The organism is Pseudomonas sp. NCIMB 10586 (assembly GCF_023127895.1).
GTDB classification, from domain to species: Bacteria; Pseudomonadota; Gammaproteobacteria; order Pseudomonadales; family Pseudomonadaceae; genus Aquipseudomonas; species Aquipseudomonas synxantha_A.
This window is the reverse complement of record NZ_SPKQ01000006.1, coordinates 1-16,308: the sequence shown is the minus strand read 5'-3', so window position 1 is coordinate 16,308 and position 16,308 is coordinate 1. Positions and strand designations below refer to the sequence as shown.

12 protein-coding genes are annotated in these 16,308 nt (G+C 58.2%); 7 read left to right on the top strand and 5 right to left on the bottom strand.

Annotated features, from left to right (window positions below; all coding sequences use genetic code 11):
- Positions 1–48 precede the first annotated feature (48 nt).
- From E4P01_RS01560 to E4P01_RS01530, 7 genes are read left to right on the top strand one after another with little or no spacing between them, the layout of a single operon-like run.
- The gene (locus tag E4P01_RS01560) at positions 49–726 is read left to right on the top strand and encodes a thermostable hemolysin (RefSeq protein ID WP_216092121.1); all 678 of its coding nucleotides are present in this window, start codon (positions 49–51) and stop codon (positions 724–726) included.
- Positions 716–2,197: an AMP-binding protein gene (locus tag E4P01_RS01555; RefSeq protein WP_216092120.1), complete on the top strand. Its 1,482-nt coding sequence runs from the start codon at positions 716–718 to the stop codon at positions 2,195–2,197. Before E4P01_RS01560 ends, E4P01_RS01555 begins: the two co-directional genes overlap by 11 nt.
- Entirely contained in the window at positions 2,194–2,868 is a 675-nt protein-coding gene (locus E4P01_RS01550; protein WP_078822361.1) for an iron-containing redox enzyme family protein, read from the top strand. The genes E4P01_RS01555 and E4P01_RS01550 overlap by 4 nt, the downstream gene beginning before the upstream one ends.
- Complete coding sequence (locus tag E4P01_RS01545) at positions 2,855–3,664, top strand: SDR family oxidoreductase (RefSeq protein ID WP_148854382.1); 810 nt, start codon at positions 2,855–2,857, stop codon at positions 3,662–3,664. The genes E4P01_RS01550 and E4P01_RS01545 overlap by 14 nt, the downstream gene beginning before the upstream one ends.
- Positions 3,661–4,305, top strand: coding sequence for a tetratricopeptide repeat protein (locus E4P01_RS01540; RefSeq protein ID WP_216092119.1), 645 nt, complete (start codon positions 3,661–3,663; stop codon positions 4,303–4,305). Before E4P01_RS01545 ends, E4P01_RS01540 begins: the two co-directional genes overlap by 4 nt.
- 11 nt (positions 4,306–4,316) lie before the next feature.
- The gene (locus E4P01_RS01535; protein WP_216092118.1) at positions 4,317–4,976 is read left to right on the top strand and encodes a response regulator; all 660 of its coding nucleotides are present in this window, start codon (positions 4,317–4,319) and stop codon (positions 4,974–4,976) included.
- Positions 4,976–6,346 carry an ATP-binding protein gene (locus tag E4P01_RS01530; RefSeq protein ID WP_216092117.1) on the top strand — a complete coding sequence of 457 codons (1,371 nt, stop codon included), beginning with the start codon at positions 4,976–4,978 and terminating at the stop codon, positions 6,344–6,346. The genes E4P01_RS01535 and E4P01_RS01530 overlap by 1 nt, the downstream gene beginning before the upstream one ends.
- A 344-nt stretch (positions 6,347–6,690) precedes the next feature.
- Here E4P01_RS01530 and E4P01_RS01525 read toward each other — a convergent pair whose 3' ends face one another.
- The 5 genes from E4P01_RS01525 to hsdR form a co-directional block, all read right to left on the bottom strand.
- Positions 6,691–7,626 (bottom strand): restriction endonuclease, encoded by a 936-nt coding sequence (locus E4P01_RS01525; RefSeq protein WP_216092116.1) that lies wholly within the window; start codon positions 7,624–7,626, stop codon positions 6,691–6,693.
- Between the two features lie 25 nt (positions 7,627–7,651).
- Positions 7,652–9,088 (bottom strand): restriction endonuclease subunit S, encoded by a 1,437-nt coding sequence (locus tag E4P01_RS01520; protein WP_216092115.1) that lies wholly within the window; start codon positions 9,086–9,088, stop codon positions 7,652–7,654.
- Positions 9,085–10,626 carry an N-6 DNA methylase gene (locus E4P01_RS01515; protein WP_216092114.1) on the bottom strand — a complete coding sequence of 514 codons (1,542 nt, stop codon included), beginning with the start codon at positions 10,624–10,626 and terminating at the stop codon, positions 9,085–9,087. The genes E4P01_RS01520 and E4P01_RS01515 overlap by 4 nt, the downstream gene beginning before the upstream one ends.
- Before the next feature lie 66 nt (positions 10,627–10,692).
- Positions 10,693–12,204: an RNA-binding domain-containing protein gene (locus tag E4P01_RS01510; RefSeq protein WP_216092113.1), complete on the bottom strand. Its 1,512-nt coding sequence runs from the start codon at positions 12,202–12,204 to the stop codon at positions 10,693–10,695.
- A 93-nt stretch (positions 12,205–12,297) separates the two neighbouring features.
- The gene (gene hsdR / locus E4P01_RS01505) at positions 12,298–15,762 is read right to left on the bottom strand and encodes a type I restriction-modification system endonuclease (RefSeq protein WP_216092198.1); all 3,465 of its coding nucleotides are present in this window, start codon (positions 15,760–15,762) and stop codon (positions 12,298–12,300) included.
- Between the last annotated feature and the right edge of the window lie 546 nt (positions 15,763–16,308).

The window sequence follows — 16,308 nt, the reverse complement described above, 5'->3', positions numbered from 1 at the left end:
AATGGCTTGGATACTTCGCTCAAACCCATTGAGGGAGGCGTTCGGCCCATGCCCGATTTTGACTGGAACATACCCCTGCCGTTGCATTTCGGCCAAGCTGAAACGCCGCCGTTGACCCTGACGGGTGCGTTGCCGGACGACGCTTTGCGAGCGAAGTTCGAAGCCTTTATCCAGCAGCGTTTCCGCAAGGCCCACGGCGCCGACATCCGCCACTTCATGCCCGAGCTGTTCGGTATGAATAACGGTGAAGGCCAGTTGTGCGCAGTGGCCGGCGTGCGTCGCGCGCACCTTGAGCCGCTGTTTCTGGAGCGGTATCTGGACGAACCGATCGAGCCATTGATCAGCGCGGCGGCTGATCACGCGGTAGACCGAAATGCCATTGTCGAGGTTGGCAACCTGGCGGCCAGCGATACCGGCAGCGCGCGCCTGAGCATCATCGCCATCACCTATCTACTGGCCATGGGTGGCCTGGAATGGGTGACGTTCACCGGCAACATCGGGCTGGTTAACAGCTTCCGTCGTCTCGGCCTGAAACCGGTGACATTGTGCGCCGCTGATCCGGATCGACTGGGTGACGAGCGTCAACATTGGGGCAGTTATTACGAGAGCAAACCCTGGGTGCACGTCGGCGACATCCGCGCCGGGTTCGTCCACCTGCGCAATATCGGCCTGTTCAGCCGCCTGGGTTTGCCGATCCCGATTGAAGGAGCCTGCCATGTCGCTTGAACTGCAACGCTTTCAGGAAACCTTGCGCGAACATGCCCGGCGCAATGACAACGCGACCTCGCTGTGGGGCGATACGCTGAAGCTCGATTACGCCACCCTGTATGCAGAAGTGCTGTATCGCCAGGAGCGCCTGCGCGATGAGCAGGTGCAAGTCGTCGCCCTGGCGCTGGACAACGGCGTCGACGCAATGCTCTGGGATCTGGCGGTATTGTTCGAAGGGTTGACCTGCGTAACGCTGCCGCCGTTTTTCAGCGCGGCACAACGCGCCCATTGTCTGGAGCAGAGTCAGGCCGAACGCGTGATTGCCGAACCGGAGCTGGAGCCCGAACTGCGCGCTGCCGGCTATGAGCAACGCGGCGAGTTCTGGTGCCGCGCCTTCAGTGGCCAAAGACGCATACCGATGGGCACCGCCAAGCTGACCTTCACGTCTGGCACCACCGGCACGCCGAAAGGTGTTTGCCTGAGTGCCGACAGCCTGTTACGGGTCGCACGTGAGTTGGATCAGGCGAGCGAAACCAGCAGCCCGCAACATCACCTGGCACTGCTGCCATTGGCCATTCTATTGGAGAACCTGGGCTGTTATGCCGCGCTGTATGCCGGTGCAATGCTCAGTTTGCCGAGCCAGAAAACCCTCGGCATCCAAGGCGCCAGTGGCGTCGATGTCCCGCACCTGCTGGGTTATCTCGCCGGGCGTGCGCCGCAGAGCCTTATTCTGGTGCCACAGTTGTTATTGATGCTGGTCAGCGCCGCCGAACAGCAAGCCTTTGCCCCGCAAACCCTGCGCTTTGCGGCGGTCGGTGGTGCACGTGTGTCCGAAGACTTGCTGCACCGTGCACAACAGGTCGGCTTACCGGTTTTTGAAGGTTACGGTTTGTCTGAATGCGCCTCGGTGGTGTGCCTCAATCGCCCCGGTGCGCACCGCCTCGGCAGCGTCGGTCGGCCACTGCCCCATGTCGAAGTGCGGTTGGCAGAGGACGGTGAAGTGCTGATCAAGGGCTCGATGCTGCTCGGTTATCTAGGGGAAGCACCGTACGCCGATGAGTGGTGGCCGAGCGGCGACCTGGGCGAGTTCGACCCGCAGGGTTTTCTTTATCTCAAGGGCCGCAAGAAGCATCAGTTCGTCACCAGTTACGGGCGCAACGTCAACCCGGAATGGGTCGAGTCCGAGCTGACCCAGCGCCGCCACATCGCCCAGGCGTTCGTTTACGGCGAGTCTATGCCGCGCAATCACGCCTTGCTCTGGCCGCATCGCCCGGATTGCACCGATGCCGAACTAGCCGCTGCCGTCGCCGAAGCCAACGAGGCGTTGCCCGATTACGCCCAGGTGCATCAGTGGACGCGCCTGCCGCACCCCTTCACCGCAGCCAATGGCTTTCTAACCGCCAATGGCCGCCCACGCCGCGACGCCATCGTCGCGCAGTACCACGCCCAATTGACCGAATCCGTTGTCCGGGAGGAATCCGCATCATGAGTTTTTTCGACACCCTGCAAGAAGCCACACAGCATGAACGCCACGAGCTGTTTAACCTGCCGATCATCCTCGATGCGCTGCACGGTAAGGTCAGCCTCGACAGCTATCGGGCTTTTCTCGCACAGGCCTACTATCACGTGCGCCACACCGTGCCGTTGATGATGGCGTGCGGCGCACGTTTACCGACACGTCTGGAATGGCTGCGCAAAGCGGTGTGCGAGTACATCGAAGACGAATACGGCCATGAACAGTGGGTGCTCAACGACATTGCAGCCTGCGGAGGTGATCGCAAGGCCGTGCATGATGGCCAACCCTCGCTGCCGATTGAGCTGATGGTGAGCTACCTTTATGACTTGATCGCCCGAGGCAACCCGGTGGGGCTGTTCGGCATGGTCAATGTGCTCGAAGGCACCAGCATTGCCCTGGCCACACACGCGGCAGGGAGCATTCGGGAGCATCTGTCGTTGCCGGAAACCGCCTTCAGTTACCTGAGTTCTCACGGTTCGCTCGACATCGAACACATGCAAACCTACCGCCGCCTGATGAACCAGTTGGACGATCCTCTGGATCAAGCGGCAGTGATTCATGCATCAAAAGTCGTGTACCGACTGTACACCGACATGTTTCGTGGCCTGCCGCGTGGCGCGGAGGCTGAACATGCAGCTGCGTAACGCGCGCGTGGTGTTGACCGGTGCCAGTGGCGGTATCGGCATGGCTATCGCTGAAGCCCTGTGCGCCGCGGGTGCGCGAGTATTGGCCGTGGCGCGGCATCAGGAAGCCTTGGCTGCGCTGCTCAAACGCTACCCCGACACCCTGTGCTGGGTCGCGGCTGACCTGACGTTTCTCAGCGACCGACGCAAAGTACTCGCTGCCGCCGAAGCGGTTGGCGGAGTCAATCTGTTGATCAACGCCGCCGGGGTGAATCACTTCGCCATGCTCGAACAGCTCGACGACAGTGACATCAATACGATGCTGGCGGTGAACATCAGCGCGCCGATCTGCCTGACCAAGCTACTGCTGCCGTTACTCAAGCAAGCCGACAGCGCCATGGTAGTCAACGTCGGCTCGACCTATGGCTCGATCGGCTATGCCGGTTATGCCAGCTATTGCGCGACCAAGTTTGCCCTGCGCGGGTTTTCCGAAGCGTTGCGCCGAGAGCTGGCCGACACCCGGGTCAGCGTGCTCTACGTCGCACCGCGGGCCACCCGCACGTCGATGAACAGCGCGGCGGCGCAAGCCCTCAACGATGCGCTCAAGGCCAACGTCGATGATCCGCAAACCGTGGCCGCGGCGGTGATGCACGCAATTGCCGGTGACCGCCGTGATCTGTATCTGGGCTGGCCCGAACGCTTCTTTGTGCGCCTCAACCATCTACTGCCGCATCTGGTCGATCGAGGTTTGCGAAAGCAGTTGCCCCTGATCCGGCGCTTTAGCGAAAAAACTGACAACGAGACCCTCAAGCCATGAAAAAAATCTTCGCGTGCCTGTTGATCGCCACCCTCAGCCAAAGCGTCTGGGCGCTGGAGGCCGCTGACCAGCAACGCCTGAGCAGCATTCAACAAAGCTGGGCGCATATCCAATATGAAGTGGCGGAAAAACAGCGCGCCGCCGCGTTCGAGCAGTTGTCCAGCGAAACCCAGTCGTTCACTGCGCAGCGCCCATTGGTGGCCGAAGCCTGGATCTGGAAAGGCATTGTCACCAGCAGTTGGGCCGGAGCCCAAGGAGGGCTCGGAGCGCTGGGCAAAGCCAAGGAAGCCAAGGCCGACCTGGAGAAGTCCCTGACCCTCGACCCCAAGGCTCTGCAAGGCTCGGCCTATACCAGCCTGGCGGCGCTGTATGATCGTGTGCCCGGCTGGCCCATCGGTTTCGGCGACAGCGACAAAGCTGAACAACTGCTCAAGCAGGCGCTGCAACTCAACCCCGATGGCATCGACAGCCTGTACTTCTGGGGCGATCACCTCTACCGTCAGAAACACTACGCTGAAGCTAAGGCAGCGCTGCAAAAAGCCCTGCAAGCGGCGCCGCGTCCCGGCCGTGAAACGGCAGATGCGGGACGTCGCAAAGAGATCGCCACTGTGCTGGTGGACGTCAACAAGAAACTCGACTGACAGGAGTCCGCGTGCGTTTATTACTGATTGAGGATGATGTGGCGCTAGGTGAAGGCATTCATCAAGCGCTGGGGCGCGAAGGCTACACCGTCGATTGGCTCAAGGACGGCAGCAGCGCGCTGCATGCCCTGCTCAGCGAAACGTTCGATGTCGCTGTGCTGGATCTCGGTTTGCCACGCATGGACGGTCTCGAAGTACTGCGGCGCCTGCGCGACAGCGGCTCGAACCTGCCGGTGTTGATTCTCACCGCCCGCGATGCAACCGAAGATCGCATCGCGGGCCTGGATGCCGGTGCCGACGACTACCTGATCAAACCGTTCGACCTGGCCGAACTCAAGGCGCGATTGCGAGCGTTATTGCGGCGCAGTGCCGGACGCGCGCAAGCGCTGATCGAACATGCCGGCATCATCCTCAACCCCGGCACCCAGCAGGTCAGCTACCAGGGCCATCTCGTAGCACTGACGCCCAAGGAGTATCAGTTGCTGCATGAACTGCTCTCACCTCCGGGCCGGGTGATGACTCGAGACCAACTGATTCAACTGCTCTATGGCTGGAATGAAGAAGCGGAAAGTAACACCCTGGAAGTGCACATCCATCACCTGCGCAAAAAGTTCTCTACTGAGCTGATCCGTACCATTCGAGGTGTGGGCTATCTGGTGGAGGAGCGCTGATGACTTCGATCCGCCGCCGTACATTAACGCTGATCATTGGTTTGCTGCTGGCCGGTCTGGCGGTGCTGAGCGTCTTTAACCTGCACGATAGCAATCATGAAATCGCCGAGGTTTACGATGCTCAACTGGCGCAGAACGCGCGCTTATTGCAAGGCGTGATGCGCATGCCAATGGCGAGCAAGCAGCACGCCGAACTGTACCGGGCCTTCAATACCGCACTGGGCGAAGCGGTGCCGCGCGGCGATGGTCATCCATACGAACGAAAAATTGCTTTTCAGGTGTGGAGCCCCGGCGGGGAGGTGTTGGTGCACACCGCCAGCGCACCCGCCTTCAGTTCACCGCCGACGCAACCGGGTTTCAGTGATGTGGTGGATTTGAACCATCGACATTGGCGCGCCTTCCTCCTTGAAGACCCACAAAACGGCATGCGCATCTGGGTTGGCGAGCGCGATGATGTGCGCGCGGATCTGGTCGACCGCATCGTGCGTCATACGCTCTGGCCGAACATCGTCGGCAGTTTACTGCTCGCGGCGATGGTCTGGCTCGCTATAGGCTGGGGCTTAAAGCCCTTGGCAAACATGGCCGAGACCCTGCGTGCCCGCCACAGCGGTTCACTGGAGCCATTGCAACTGGCACCGTTGCCCAGCGAACTTGAGCCCATGCAAGCGGCGCTCAACCGCATGCTCGCGCAGATTCAAGAAGTGCTTGGCCGCGAACGACGCTTCATCGCCGACGCAGCCCACGAAATGCGTACACCACTCGCCGTGCTGCGAGTACACGCGCAAAACCTGCTGGAGGCAGGCACAGAACAGGAGCGTCGAGAATCGCTGGAATTCCTTATCTCAGGCGTTGACCGCACCAGCCGACTGGTCAACCAGTTACTGACCATGGCGCGACTGGAACCCAAATCCAATCCGTCACCGCTGCAGCGCATCGACCTCAGCGAAACCGTGCGCAACAGCCTCGTGCAACTGTCACCGTGGTTATTGAGCAAAAACCTTGAACTGATATTCGACGTCAGCGACCAGCCCTTTCACGTATTCGCCAACCCCGCCGCCATCGACATCGCGCTGAACAACCTGATCACCAACGCAGCCAATTTCTCTCCCGAACACGGCGCAATCACTGTGCAACTGAGCCAGGCGGATGGCTTCTGTCATTTGACCGTCGACGACCAGGGGCCGGGAATTGATGAGTCATCTAGAGAGCGATTGTTTGAGCGTTTCTACAGCCGTGGCACGGCGCAGGGAGCCGGGTTAGGGCTAACCATCGTCAACACCATCGCCACGCGTTTGAATGGACGTATCGAACTGGCAAACCGGGCAGAAGGGGGGTTGAGGGCGACGTTATCAATTCCAGCTACGGAATAATTGCAAAGCATCCAGCCGATTATTTTTGTTTTGTATAGGCGGTGAAACATGTTGCGGGGCGGGGGGGGGCAGGTTGGGGGGGGCGCTTGGGATAACGAAGCGGCTGGGATGCGGGACGGTTTCAAAGTTTATCGTAGCTGTGAAAATCTTGTGGGGACTGGGTTTTAGGGATGGAAAAAGACGTCTGGGGGTGTCTTTAGATGATGAAGTGTAGGGCCGGAAGGCGCTGAAAATATACCGTACCCATCTGTTTTTGCTGGCTAATAATCAATCAGATATATGGCTTGGAATACCAGATGGAATGCTGGTTGATCTGGCTTTAAATGGAATGGTGCTTTTTGAACTCAGCCGAGCGACTCGTCAAAGTAATCGCTGTCGAGCCTAGGTACCTTGTAAAGCTGCGAGCTGACTCCGACCTCATGATCCAACATCAGATTGACCAAGCGTTTACCGTCGACCAGTACAAGCCCTTCAACCGATAGCGCGAACTCGACCGCTTGGGCAGTGAAGCCAGAGGTAGTGATGAATACACCACGTTTGGCTTTCTGCCCTGCCAGGGCGCCATAGAATGCCTGCAAATCGGGGCGGCCTACAGTGCTCTGCCAGCGCTTGGCCTGCACGTAGACTTTTTCCAGCCCCAATGCGTCCAGCGAGATCACGCCGTCAATGCCGCCGTCGCCACTACCCCCGACTTGCTGCAGCGCCTGACGGTTCGCGCCGTAGCCAAGGCTGTGCAGCACATCGAGTACGATGTGCTCGAAGCGCGTCGGGCTCGCTTGCAGCAGGCTGTCCAGCAGGTCGCCCGCAACGCTGGTACGCAGCTCGAGGATGGCTTGGTTCAAGCGTTCCTGCGGGCTGCTAGTGGCGAGGTCGGTCTGGACAATTGGCATTGACGTGTCGTTGCTTTCATCCAGCGAGGCGGCGTCCGGCGCCGCCTTCAGCTTTACGCTCATGAAGTTCACAGCTAGATGCTCGACCTGCTCTGGGCTCAACGGGGCCGGGTTGGCTTGGGCGAATGCGCGGCCGGTGTCGGTCAGCTGCCAGTAGCCACGCTTTGCGCTGCTGGAATAGCCGGCACGCTTGAGCCGGTCATGCGCCCAACCGGAACGGTTCTTGTAAGTAGCCTGGCCGCTGGCGATGGTTTCCTGCCGCTGTGCCTCGCTTAGGACAAGCGTGACGGCGGCCGCTTCGTGGGCCTCGCCCGCAATGGCACCCTCAGGGTGGGCGGCTAGAAAACGCAGGATGGGCTCGATGAACTGGTCGTAGGTCGGGACGGACATGGCTCTTTCTATTCCTGATAAAGGGTTAGCCTAACGTAGCAGCTCGGCGACCGCGCTTTGCCTTGGGCGCGGCGGCGCGTTGTGCCTTGATGCGATCCAGCAGCACGCTGGCCGGTTCGTCATTCGGGTCGTGGAGCACCAGTTCGCCTCGGAAGGCCTTGGCTAGGATGGTTTGGGTTAAGCGGTCGATGCGCGTCTGCGCGGCTTTGGCACGGGCTTCGAGTTGGTCGGCGAAGGTGAATAGTTTCTTGACGCGGCGGACAATTTCGGTTTGCTCCGCCTTTGTTGGAACCGGGATCAATAAGTCACTTACGTCGCCGACCCTGTAATGCTTAACTCCCGTGCCGACGGCAAGCTTCTCAGAACGCACCTTGAACTTCGGGTCGCGCAGGGCTAGAAGAACGAACTCTGCTGAGGTGCACTCTTCAATGCATCTAATAAGCATGGTCCGCTGCCCTAGGCAGATTATTTTACCTTCTGGGATTATTGCTGCCTCGCCCATAGGGGCCTCCCTGGTAAACACAATATCTCCAGGCTCTGGAACGCAGCGGCGAGACCAAAACCTATAGGTGTCTTCATTTACATAACGAAGGTCTGTCCATAGAAAACTACCGTCGCGAATATTGCTTGTTCTTATGAGTGGAATACCATCTTTCTCATATGGAGCGGTTTTGTTATGGCAGTCAGCTATTAGCAGCGATACATCTTCGAGTTCTGCCCAGCACCAAGAAGCAGGAAGATCATTCTGATCCATTTCTTTTTCCGCGAATTCAGACAGACGTTTCTTCACACGAGCTACTTCGTTATGCGATTTATTGTCCTCAGACCAATCCCTCTTGCGGTCGGCTGTTTCCGCCATCAGCTGAATTCCCGTCTCGCGCGGTACAAGATTTTTTGATCGCCATTCCTCCGTCAACCGGCCGGAAAGGGCGGCGGCGAGGACAGACTGGCGGAAGCGCTTGAGCAGTGCAGGGATGCCATCGATGCGGGCTTTCAAGTTATCGACCTGAGCTATTAGTTCGTCGAGCTTGGCGGCGATGCGAGTTTGTTCGGCGAACGGTGGAACCAGATACGCTGCATCTTTCACGATTTTGAAATGCCTTGCGTACCCTCTGCTTTCAATCGGAAGGTTGCGCAGAAAGAAATACAAGAAGCGTGTATCCATTTCAGGGTGCGGCTTTAGAACCTGCACGCCATCTGCACCTGGAATAAATGGAAAGTCTATCCATTTAACTTCGCGAGTGTGATCGCCAAAAATTATCAGTGGCTTATTTTCAGATACCACAAGGTTGGCATCATCCAAATAGCCGGAAATGAAGTTTCGTCCTTGATCTACGACGGGGAACTTTCCCTCAGTCAGAACGTCAGCTGACTTTACTTTTTTTCCGGAAATCGAGATCTGACTAAATACTTCGTCGAATCCAAGGATTAACCAGTTTGCGGGAATATCAGTACTAGTCATGCGTCTTCCTCGCTAGAAAAACCCATGATTTCTGCTAGTAGCCGCTTCTGCGCCCCCACCTCATCCCCCGCCCCTAGCGCCTTCATCAGCTCTTCCAACTCACGCAGCGCCTCGGTCAGTTCTGCCATGGCCTCACCTGCCAGAACTTCCGGAGCGGGCAGGTCGGTGGCATCCAGGCTGCTATCGTCCTTTAGCCAGCTGAGGTCCAGCGAGTCACCACGTTCATTGCGGATGTAATCGCGGGTAAAGCAGCGGAAGCGGCTGGCGTCGCCAATGCCCTCGACGTTCTCAGCGCGCGGGCTTGCGCCGTTCGGGTCTTCACCATAGGCATCTTCGAACGGCTTGAGGTGGGCGGGGCCGAAGGGGGTGCGTTTGCCGAAGCTGGGCATGTTACTGCGCAGGTCATAGATCCAGACGCGTTTGGTGCAGCCTTCTTCCTGGCGGGGATTGTCGGCACTGCCCTTACGGAAGAACAGCACGTTGGTCTTCACGCCCTGAGCATAGAAGATGCCGGTTGGTAAACGCAGGATGGTGTGCAGGTTGCACTTATCCATCAGGTCGCGACGTACCTCGGTGCCGACGCCGGCCTCGAACAGCACGTTGTCCGGCAGCACCACGGCGGCGCGGCCGCCCGGCTTGAGGCCACGGTAGATGTGTTGGAGAAAGGCCAACTGCTTGTTACTGGTACGGTAGGTGAGGTCATCACGAGTCGGGCCACCGCCACCCTTGGCAGTGCCGAACGGCGGATTGGAGAGAATCACGTCCACTTTGGGCAGGCTGGCGCCGGCCTGGCCGAGGGCGTTGCCCAAGTGCACCACACCTTCCTCGTCGCCTTCCATGCCATGCAGCAAGGTGTTCATTAGCGCCAGGCGGCGAGTGCCGGGCACCAGTTCTACGCCAACAAAGGCGCGATTGCGCTGGAATGCCTGGGCTTTGGCGTCGAGGTCGTAGTAATCGTCGGTTTGACTTTTGATATAGGCGTCAGCAGCAATCAAAAAGCCCGCAGTACCGGCGGCCGGGTCCTGAATAGTCTCTCCCGGCTGCGGCTTAATGCAGCGGATGATACTGTCGATCAGCGGGCGCGGGGTGAAGTACTGGCCGGCGCCGGACTTGGTCTCGCTGGCGTTCTTTTCCAGCAGGCCTTCATAAAGATCGCCGAGGCCGTCTTGGCGGGCGCTGAACCAGTCGATACCGTCGAGGCTCTTGATCAGTTGCTCGAGATGGCGCGGTTCCTTGAGACGAGTCTGAGCGTCGGCGTAGATGGCGGCGATCAGCGGGTCCGGGTTTTTGCCAAGGTCCAGCAGCATCTGCCGGTAGTGATCGAGCAGGTTAACGCCGGACTTGCCAGCCAGGTCTGGCCAGCGCGCGCCTTCGGGCAGCTTGTGGCCGAAGCTGTCGTTGTTCTGCACCTGTTCGAATTCCATCTTGATGAACAGCAGAAGCACGAGCTCGGTGACGTAGTCGCTGTAGTTGATGCCATCGTCGCGCAGGACGTCGCAGAGGTTCCAGAGCTTCTGGACGATATCGGAGTTGGTCATGGGGTACCTGTGGTGAAGTGTATGAAGCACCAGATTGCGCTGGCGCAAAAAAATGGTTATCTGGGCTCAGTCGTCCGAGGAGCGTTGTTCGGCCTTTAGCGCCCGGCCGGCCGCCGTCAGGCGATAGCGTTGCTTGCTGCTGTTGGGCTTGTCTGGAATGGTCATCTCGACCACGCCAAGCACCAGTAGTGGGGCCAAAACTCGCTCGCGGAACTTGCTGCGGTTGCTGCGCCCGACGAAGGTCATTAGCTCTGACGCAGTGTGATCACCTGTCATTTTGCACAGCAGCGTTACCTGCTCTTGCTGCAAAGACAGGCGAGTTTCGGCTTGTTCTCCCTCGGCAGCGGACTCAGTCCCTACTTGGTCGCTACTTGGTCCCGACTCAGTCCCTACTTGGTCCCCACTTGGGCCCGAAAGAGGCCCTTTTTCAACGGCGCGCTGAATCACTACCTTGAACTGATTACTCTGCCGGTCGTCCTCCAGCCGGATCATTGGCCAAGCATCGATAGCGCGCGGGATGCCGGTGCCCAAACCGCGATAGGGGAGGATGTGCACAGCATGGGAGGTGAGCGTCGGGTTGCGGCGGTTGGACAGACCGAATCGAATTTTTTCGGTATCGAGCACGTCAGGCAGGTGCCCGGGACTGATCAGTTCGATGCGATCGGCGAAGATCATGATCCGGATGGAGGCGCTGACAAAGTAGTCGCGGTGGATCAGGGCATTGACCAGCAGTTCTTCAAACACTTCCTCCGGCACTTCCAGCTGGCCTAGGGTATTGAAGCCCTGCTGGCGCTGCACGTGGTGTAGGTTGCGCTTTATGAAGGCAAGGCTGCGTCGGTACTGTTCCTGCAGATTGCCGTCGATATCTTCGCTGTCTAGATAGTGGCGGTCATGCAGAACCGTACCCGGAAACGCCACGGCCTTGATGTCGAACGCTGGGCATAGACGTTGTGGCGTCAGGCCGAAGAGCAGCAAACCAGCCAAATTGGGTGTGTCGCCACTGGCGAGGCCAAGATTTTCCAGGATGCGGGTGGTTGCCAAACCTATCTGTTCTGGGCTCTGCCGAAAGCGTCTTTGAAAGTACTCGCCAAGTGCTTTGGCGTCGATATCCGCCACGCTGCTGCCTGCGACCGGTACCGTATCGGCGCACACCAGCCCTGCCTGCTGGAACAAACGCTGCAATTCTTCACGGGCCGTGACCCGACGCTTGTCGGCGCCGTTCTTTACCCAGATGCGACCCTGGTTGTCGACATAGGGTTTATTCAGCCCTTGTTCGACTGTCACCACCATGACAAGCCCGTGCTCGGTCTGAAGGTTGCTGGACAGTGGGTTAATGGCTGGGCGGACATTCTGCGAGGCCGCATTGGAGAGCAACTGATTGAGCCGCGCAACGTCGGTGCTGCTCAGCCCGCTAACCGTGCCGGAGTCGTCTACGCCAATCAGCAGATATCCACCGCATGTATTGGCGAACGCCACCAACTCGGCTGCCAAGGCATCGATATTGCTGAAATCGCGCTTGAACTGATGGCGACTGTCTTCACCACGGGCAAGGATCTGATGAAGCTCAGCAGGGGTCATGAGGCGTCTCTAGGTATCGCGGCCGATAAGTCGTATAGCTGGGGCATTATCCCTTATGAACGAGCGCGCTGGCCAATCCGGCGTAGATCGATTTCATCCCGTTTGTGCCCAAAGGTTGTCATTCAGGGCATCCAGCACTACGCCCAGGTTGCCGCCGAGCATTTTGTCCAGCCGCGTGCTGCCGCCATCGCTCTTGAACGCTTCACCAATCTGCTTCTTGTCAATAACGACCTCGTGCACCAGCTGCTTGGCCAGGCGGTCCAGCCACTTACGCTGAATTTGAGTCCAAGGCTGCAGGGTATAAATCGTCTCCATCGCCTTGGTTACGCGCTGCTCGAATGGCAGCAGGGCCTCTCCGAGGGCGGCGCGGCGGATGAAACCGACGATGCTGGCAGCGATTTCCTGGTTGGTCTGGTTGCGCCAGGCGCTTTGCAGGTTCACCTCACTGTAGCCATGCCCGTCGAGCAGCAGGCGTACTTCGCGCAGTTGTTCACGAGTCAGGTCTTGCGGGCGGTTGACCACTACACCGAGGGCCACCGACTGGTTCAACTGATTTTTGATGAAGTCGTTGAAGCTTTCCAGATAGTCCGCGGGCTTTGGGTAATCGCCGTAGTTCTGCTCACGGGTCATCAGTTCGTCCTTGTGAGTGGAGATCACTGGGTAGTTCAGCGATCCCAGCAGGGCATTGACCGTGGCGAGCTGATCGAGCAGTTGGGCATGCTGTTGGATGAACCGGGCAGCTTGTTGTGGGCCGAGCTGGTGCAGGTGCTGATGCAGTTTGTCCGGGGCTACTCCCCAGGTGTCTTCCAGCTCGGCGAGCCTGGCCTTTAGGGTTGGATTTTGCTCGGCCTTATGGCTGGCCTTGCGCAGAATACGCATGATCCGCTGGCTGAGCTGGTCCAGGACGTCGTGGGCATGACTAGTGTCTGGCTGGTTACCAGGAGCATCGAGGCTGGCTGGGTTGTTTAGCTCGCTGACCAGCTGTTCGAGGCTAATGCTTGGGTCTTTCACTAGCGGCTTCATTGTATCTACTGGTTCGAGGGCAGCGTACAGATCAACAGGGTCGTAGATCTTGAATACCGTCTTGCCGATTTCATCGCAGCGGCGAGTCGCGCGGCCCTTCATCTGTTCGTACAGGATTCGCGAACGCACCCGGCGCATAAACACCAAGTGGCAAATGCGCGGTACGTCGATACCGGTGGTCAACAGGTCGACCGTGATGGCAATGCTCGGGTAGCGCTCGTTCTTGTACTGGCGGATCAGTTGTTTGACCTTGTCACTTTGCCCGGTGATGATCTGTACAGCCGCCTGGTTGTAATCATCGCCGTGAACGTCCTTGAAGGCTTCATCAAGGAGGTTTTTGACTCGCTCGGCATGGGCCTGGTTTACGCAGAAGATCATCGTTTTTTCGTCGCCCGACGGGTCGAGCTCTTGTGCCAGTTGCTCGCAGATGACCTTGTCGAAGCCGGGCGTAATCACGCGGCGATTGAAGGACTCGATTTCGAAGTCGAGTTCGTCCTCAAGCTCGGCGACATCCACTTCGCCAGTACTCGTATCGATGACGCTGACGCTCTCGCCTTTGGCAAAGTGGATGCCATTCTGGCTCAGCAGAGTCTGATAACGGATTGGCGGTTCGTGATCGATCAGCCAGTCGTCTGCTACGGCTTCACGGTAGCTGTAGGTGTATATCGGAGCCCCGAAGACTTCGCTGGTGTGCTTGGCTGGCGTAGCAGTGAGCCCGATGCGGCAAGCATCGAAGTAGTCGAGTACGCGACGATACTGCGACAGGTACTGGTTGAAGTCGCGTACTGCCAGCTCGCCTTCAGTCATTTCCTGGTCGAGGGTGTAACCGCGGTGGGCTTCGTCGACGATGATGCAGTCGAAGGCATCGATGGGCGGAGGAGTGTCCGACTGGAAGATGCGCTTGACCATGGCCTGCACAGTGGCGACCTGAACCCGTGTTTCAGCTTCGGCAGCCATGTCGCCTAGTTCTTTGACGTCGTAGATCTGCGCCAGCGTATGGTTTTGTTCCAGCGTCGCCTCGTTGAAGGCTTCGATGGCCTGTTCCCCCAAGGCGCTTCGATCGACCAGAAAAAGAATACGGCGAAAGCGCTCGGCCTTCAGTAGGCGGTACATCAAGCCAATGATAGTGCGCGTTTTGCCGGTCCCGGTCGCCATGGCCAGCAGACAGTTGCGGCGATTGGCGGCTAGGGCCTGCTCAACGGCGCGGATGGCGTTTTCCTGATAGTCACGCAGTTTGAGATAGGCGAAGCCTTCCTGCTGTAGCTTCGTCTCGGCGTCCTCACGGCTGCGTTTGAGCAGGTCGAGTAGGCCGCCCGGCGTGTGGAAGTCCTGCAGCGGTCGGCGCAGGTTGGCCGGGCTGCGCAAGTCACGAAACCAGATGCCAGACAGCTCAGCGAGCTGCTTAATGAAGGGCCGGCCATTGCAGGCAAAGGCAAACGGGACTTTGAAGTGGCTGCCCTGGCCATCGGCCCAGTCCGTGTTATGGCTGGCCGGTTGTAGATTGTCGGTAACGATCAGTTGACGTGAATAGCGCTCAGCTTGGGGAATGCGGTCCGCTATGTTGACACGCTTGCGCTTTGCTTCGACGATGGCGACTGGGATTAGGCCGGCGAATAGCACGTAATCAGCGTTTTCTTTCGGCTTGCTGGTTGGCCATTCGGCGATGGCCTTGTTCTTGCCCTTTTCGGGCCGAGCGCCCTTGCTGTAAGTAAGATCGAGCGAATCGGCTTCCCAGCCGGCATCGTTCAACTGTTGATCGATGAGAATACGGGTGAGGTCTTCATTGAGGTCGAACTGGCTGCTTGCCTGCTGAGTTTTACGCGTGACCTGCTGGGCAGCTTGCGGCTGATCTTCAAGCTGTTGTTGCAGCACTTTCAGCCGCGCCTCGAAATCGACTCGGGCCTTCGATAGTTCTGCCTCGCGTTCAAGGGCAATCTGCTCGTAGACGCGAGCTTCCTCGTTCATCTGCCCAACAAGACTGGCTTGCTCATGCTTTTCTTGCGCCAGTAGCTCGGCTAATTGGTGGTTGTTCTCCAATTGCTGGCGACTGTCGCCCAGCTCTGCACGAAGTTTTTCGATCTGCCCCTGCAGCTCACGTAGAGGCTCACTCGGATCGGGCGGAACCATGAATGGCCCAGGCTTGAAGGTGTTGCCGCCCGTGCCAAATGACTGGTGATACCAGATCGCCAAAGCGCGTGCGACCCTCAGCCCGTCCAGTGCCTCACGATGCTGGGTGCGGAATTCGTGGGTAGCCTTATTGCCTTCGATACGCAGCGTATGGAGTAGGTTACGGATGTTGCCGTCGAGCTGGATTTCACGGCTCAGGCGGAATAGCAAATCAGCTTGGGACGTGGTGGCGTCGAACTCAATGCCTGCTCTTACCGCCAGATCCTGGGCGAGCGCTTCGCCCAGTTGGCGCAGTTTGATCAGCGTTGTGTTGGGATCACTGGAAAATACTCGCTCGGCCGCATTGGCAAGTTGGAAAAAAACCGGATCGTGTTCTTTGAAAAAGGCGAAGTTGCTGTTCTCGGCCATGTTCCATCCCTTGAGTTCGTCACCAACCATTTCGAGAGTGGTGGCACTATAAGGGCATAATGCCAGACGAAGCGGCGTGCGTGTATAACTGCGTGTCGTCGATCCAGCGTTATCAGCTATCGGTCTACCGTGTGGTGGCTGCTTCCTCGGGCCGCATGGCTTCATTAGCACATTGCGCTGCCCTTGGGTCTGAGGCCTTGCGCGAGCAGTTCGCGCGCTTCGACACGCTCTTTCGTGTATTTGCTCGTGACAGCTAGGGGAGGTCTCAGGCACGGTTTTGGTATTCCTGCGATTAGCCCCGGAGGGGCTGGAATACTCGAATGGTCAGGACTCGGTGGATGCCAAAAACCTAAGAAGGCTGAAGTCCTCGTATTTCCTGGATTCCAGGCACAAAAAAAGACGCTCTCAGGCGTCTTTTTTCGTTCAATTGGTGGAGCCGGGGGGATTTAAAATATTTAAATAAACTATTGTTTTAAGTAGATTTTTTTATATGTTGAATCGCCCCGGATTTTCTAGACACCTTTCAAGCTCATTGCGTAACGCTTT

Coding starts and splice junctions, on each gene's coding strand:
- E4P01_RS01525 (WP_216092116.1), bottom strand. CDS start 7,626: ATGTCCGTCCCGACCTACGACCAGTTCATCGAGCCCATCCTGCGTTTT.
- hsdR (WP_216092198.1), bottom strand. CDS start 15,762: ATGGCCGAGAACAGCAACTTCGCCTTTTTCAAAGAACACGATCCGGTT.
- E4P01_RS01540 (WP_216092119.1), top strand. CDS start 3,661: ATGAAAAAAATCTTCGCGTGCCTGTTGATCGCCACCCTCAGCCAAAGC.
- E4P01_RS01530 (WP_216092117.1), top strand. CDS start 4,976: ATGACTTCGATCCGCCGCCGTACATTAACGCTGATCATTGGTTTGCTG.
- E4P01_RS01550 (WP_078822361.1), top strand. CDS start 2,194: ATGAGTTTTTTCGACACCCTGCAAGAAGCCACACAGCATGAACGCCAC.
- E4P01_RS01545 (WP_148854382.1), top strand. CDS start 2,855: ATGCAGCTGCGTAACGCGCGCGTGGTGTTGACCGGTGCCAGTGGCGGT.
- E4P01_RS01520 (WP_216092115.1), bottom strand. CDS start 9,088: ATGACTAGTACTGATATTCCCGCAAACTGGTTAATCCTTGGATTCGAC.
- E4P01_RS01510 (WP_216092113.1), bottom strand. CDS start 12,204: ATGACCCCTGCTGAGCTTCATCAGATCCTTGCCCGTGGTGAAGACAGT.
- E4P01_RS01515 (WP_216092114.1), bottom strand. CDS start 10,626: ATGACCAACTCCGATATCGTCCAGAAGCTCTGGAACCTCTGCGACGTC.
- E4P01_RS01560 (WP_216092121.1), top strand. CDS start 49: ATGCCCGATTTTGACTGGAACATACCCCTGCCGTTGCATTTCGGCCAA.
- E4P01_RS01555 (WP_216092120.1), top strand. CDS start 716: ATGTCGCTTGAACTGCAACGCTTTCAGGAAACCTTGCGCGAACATGCC.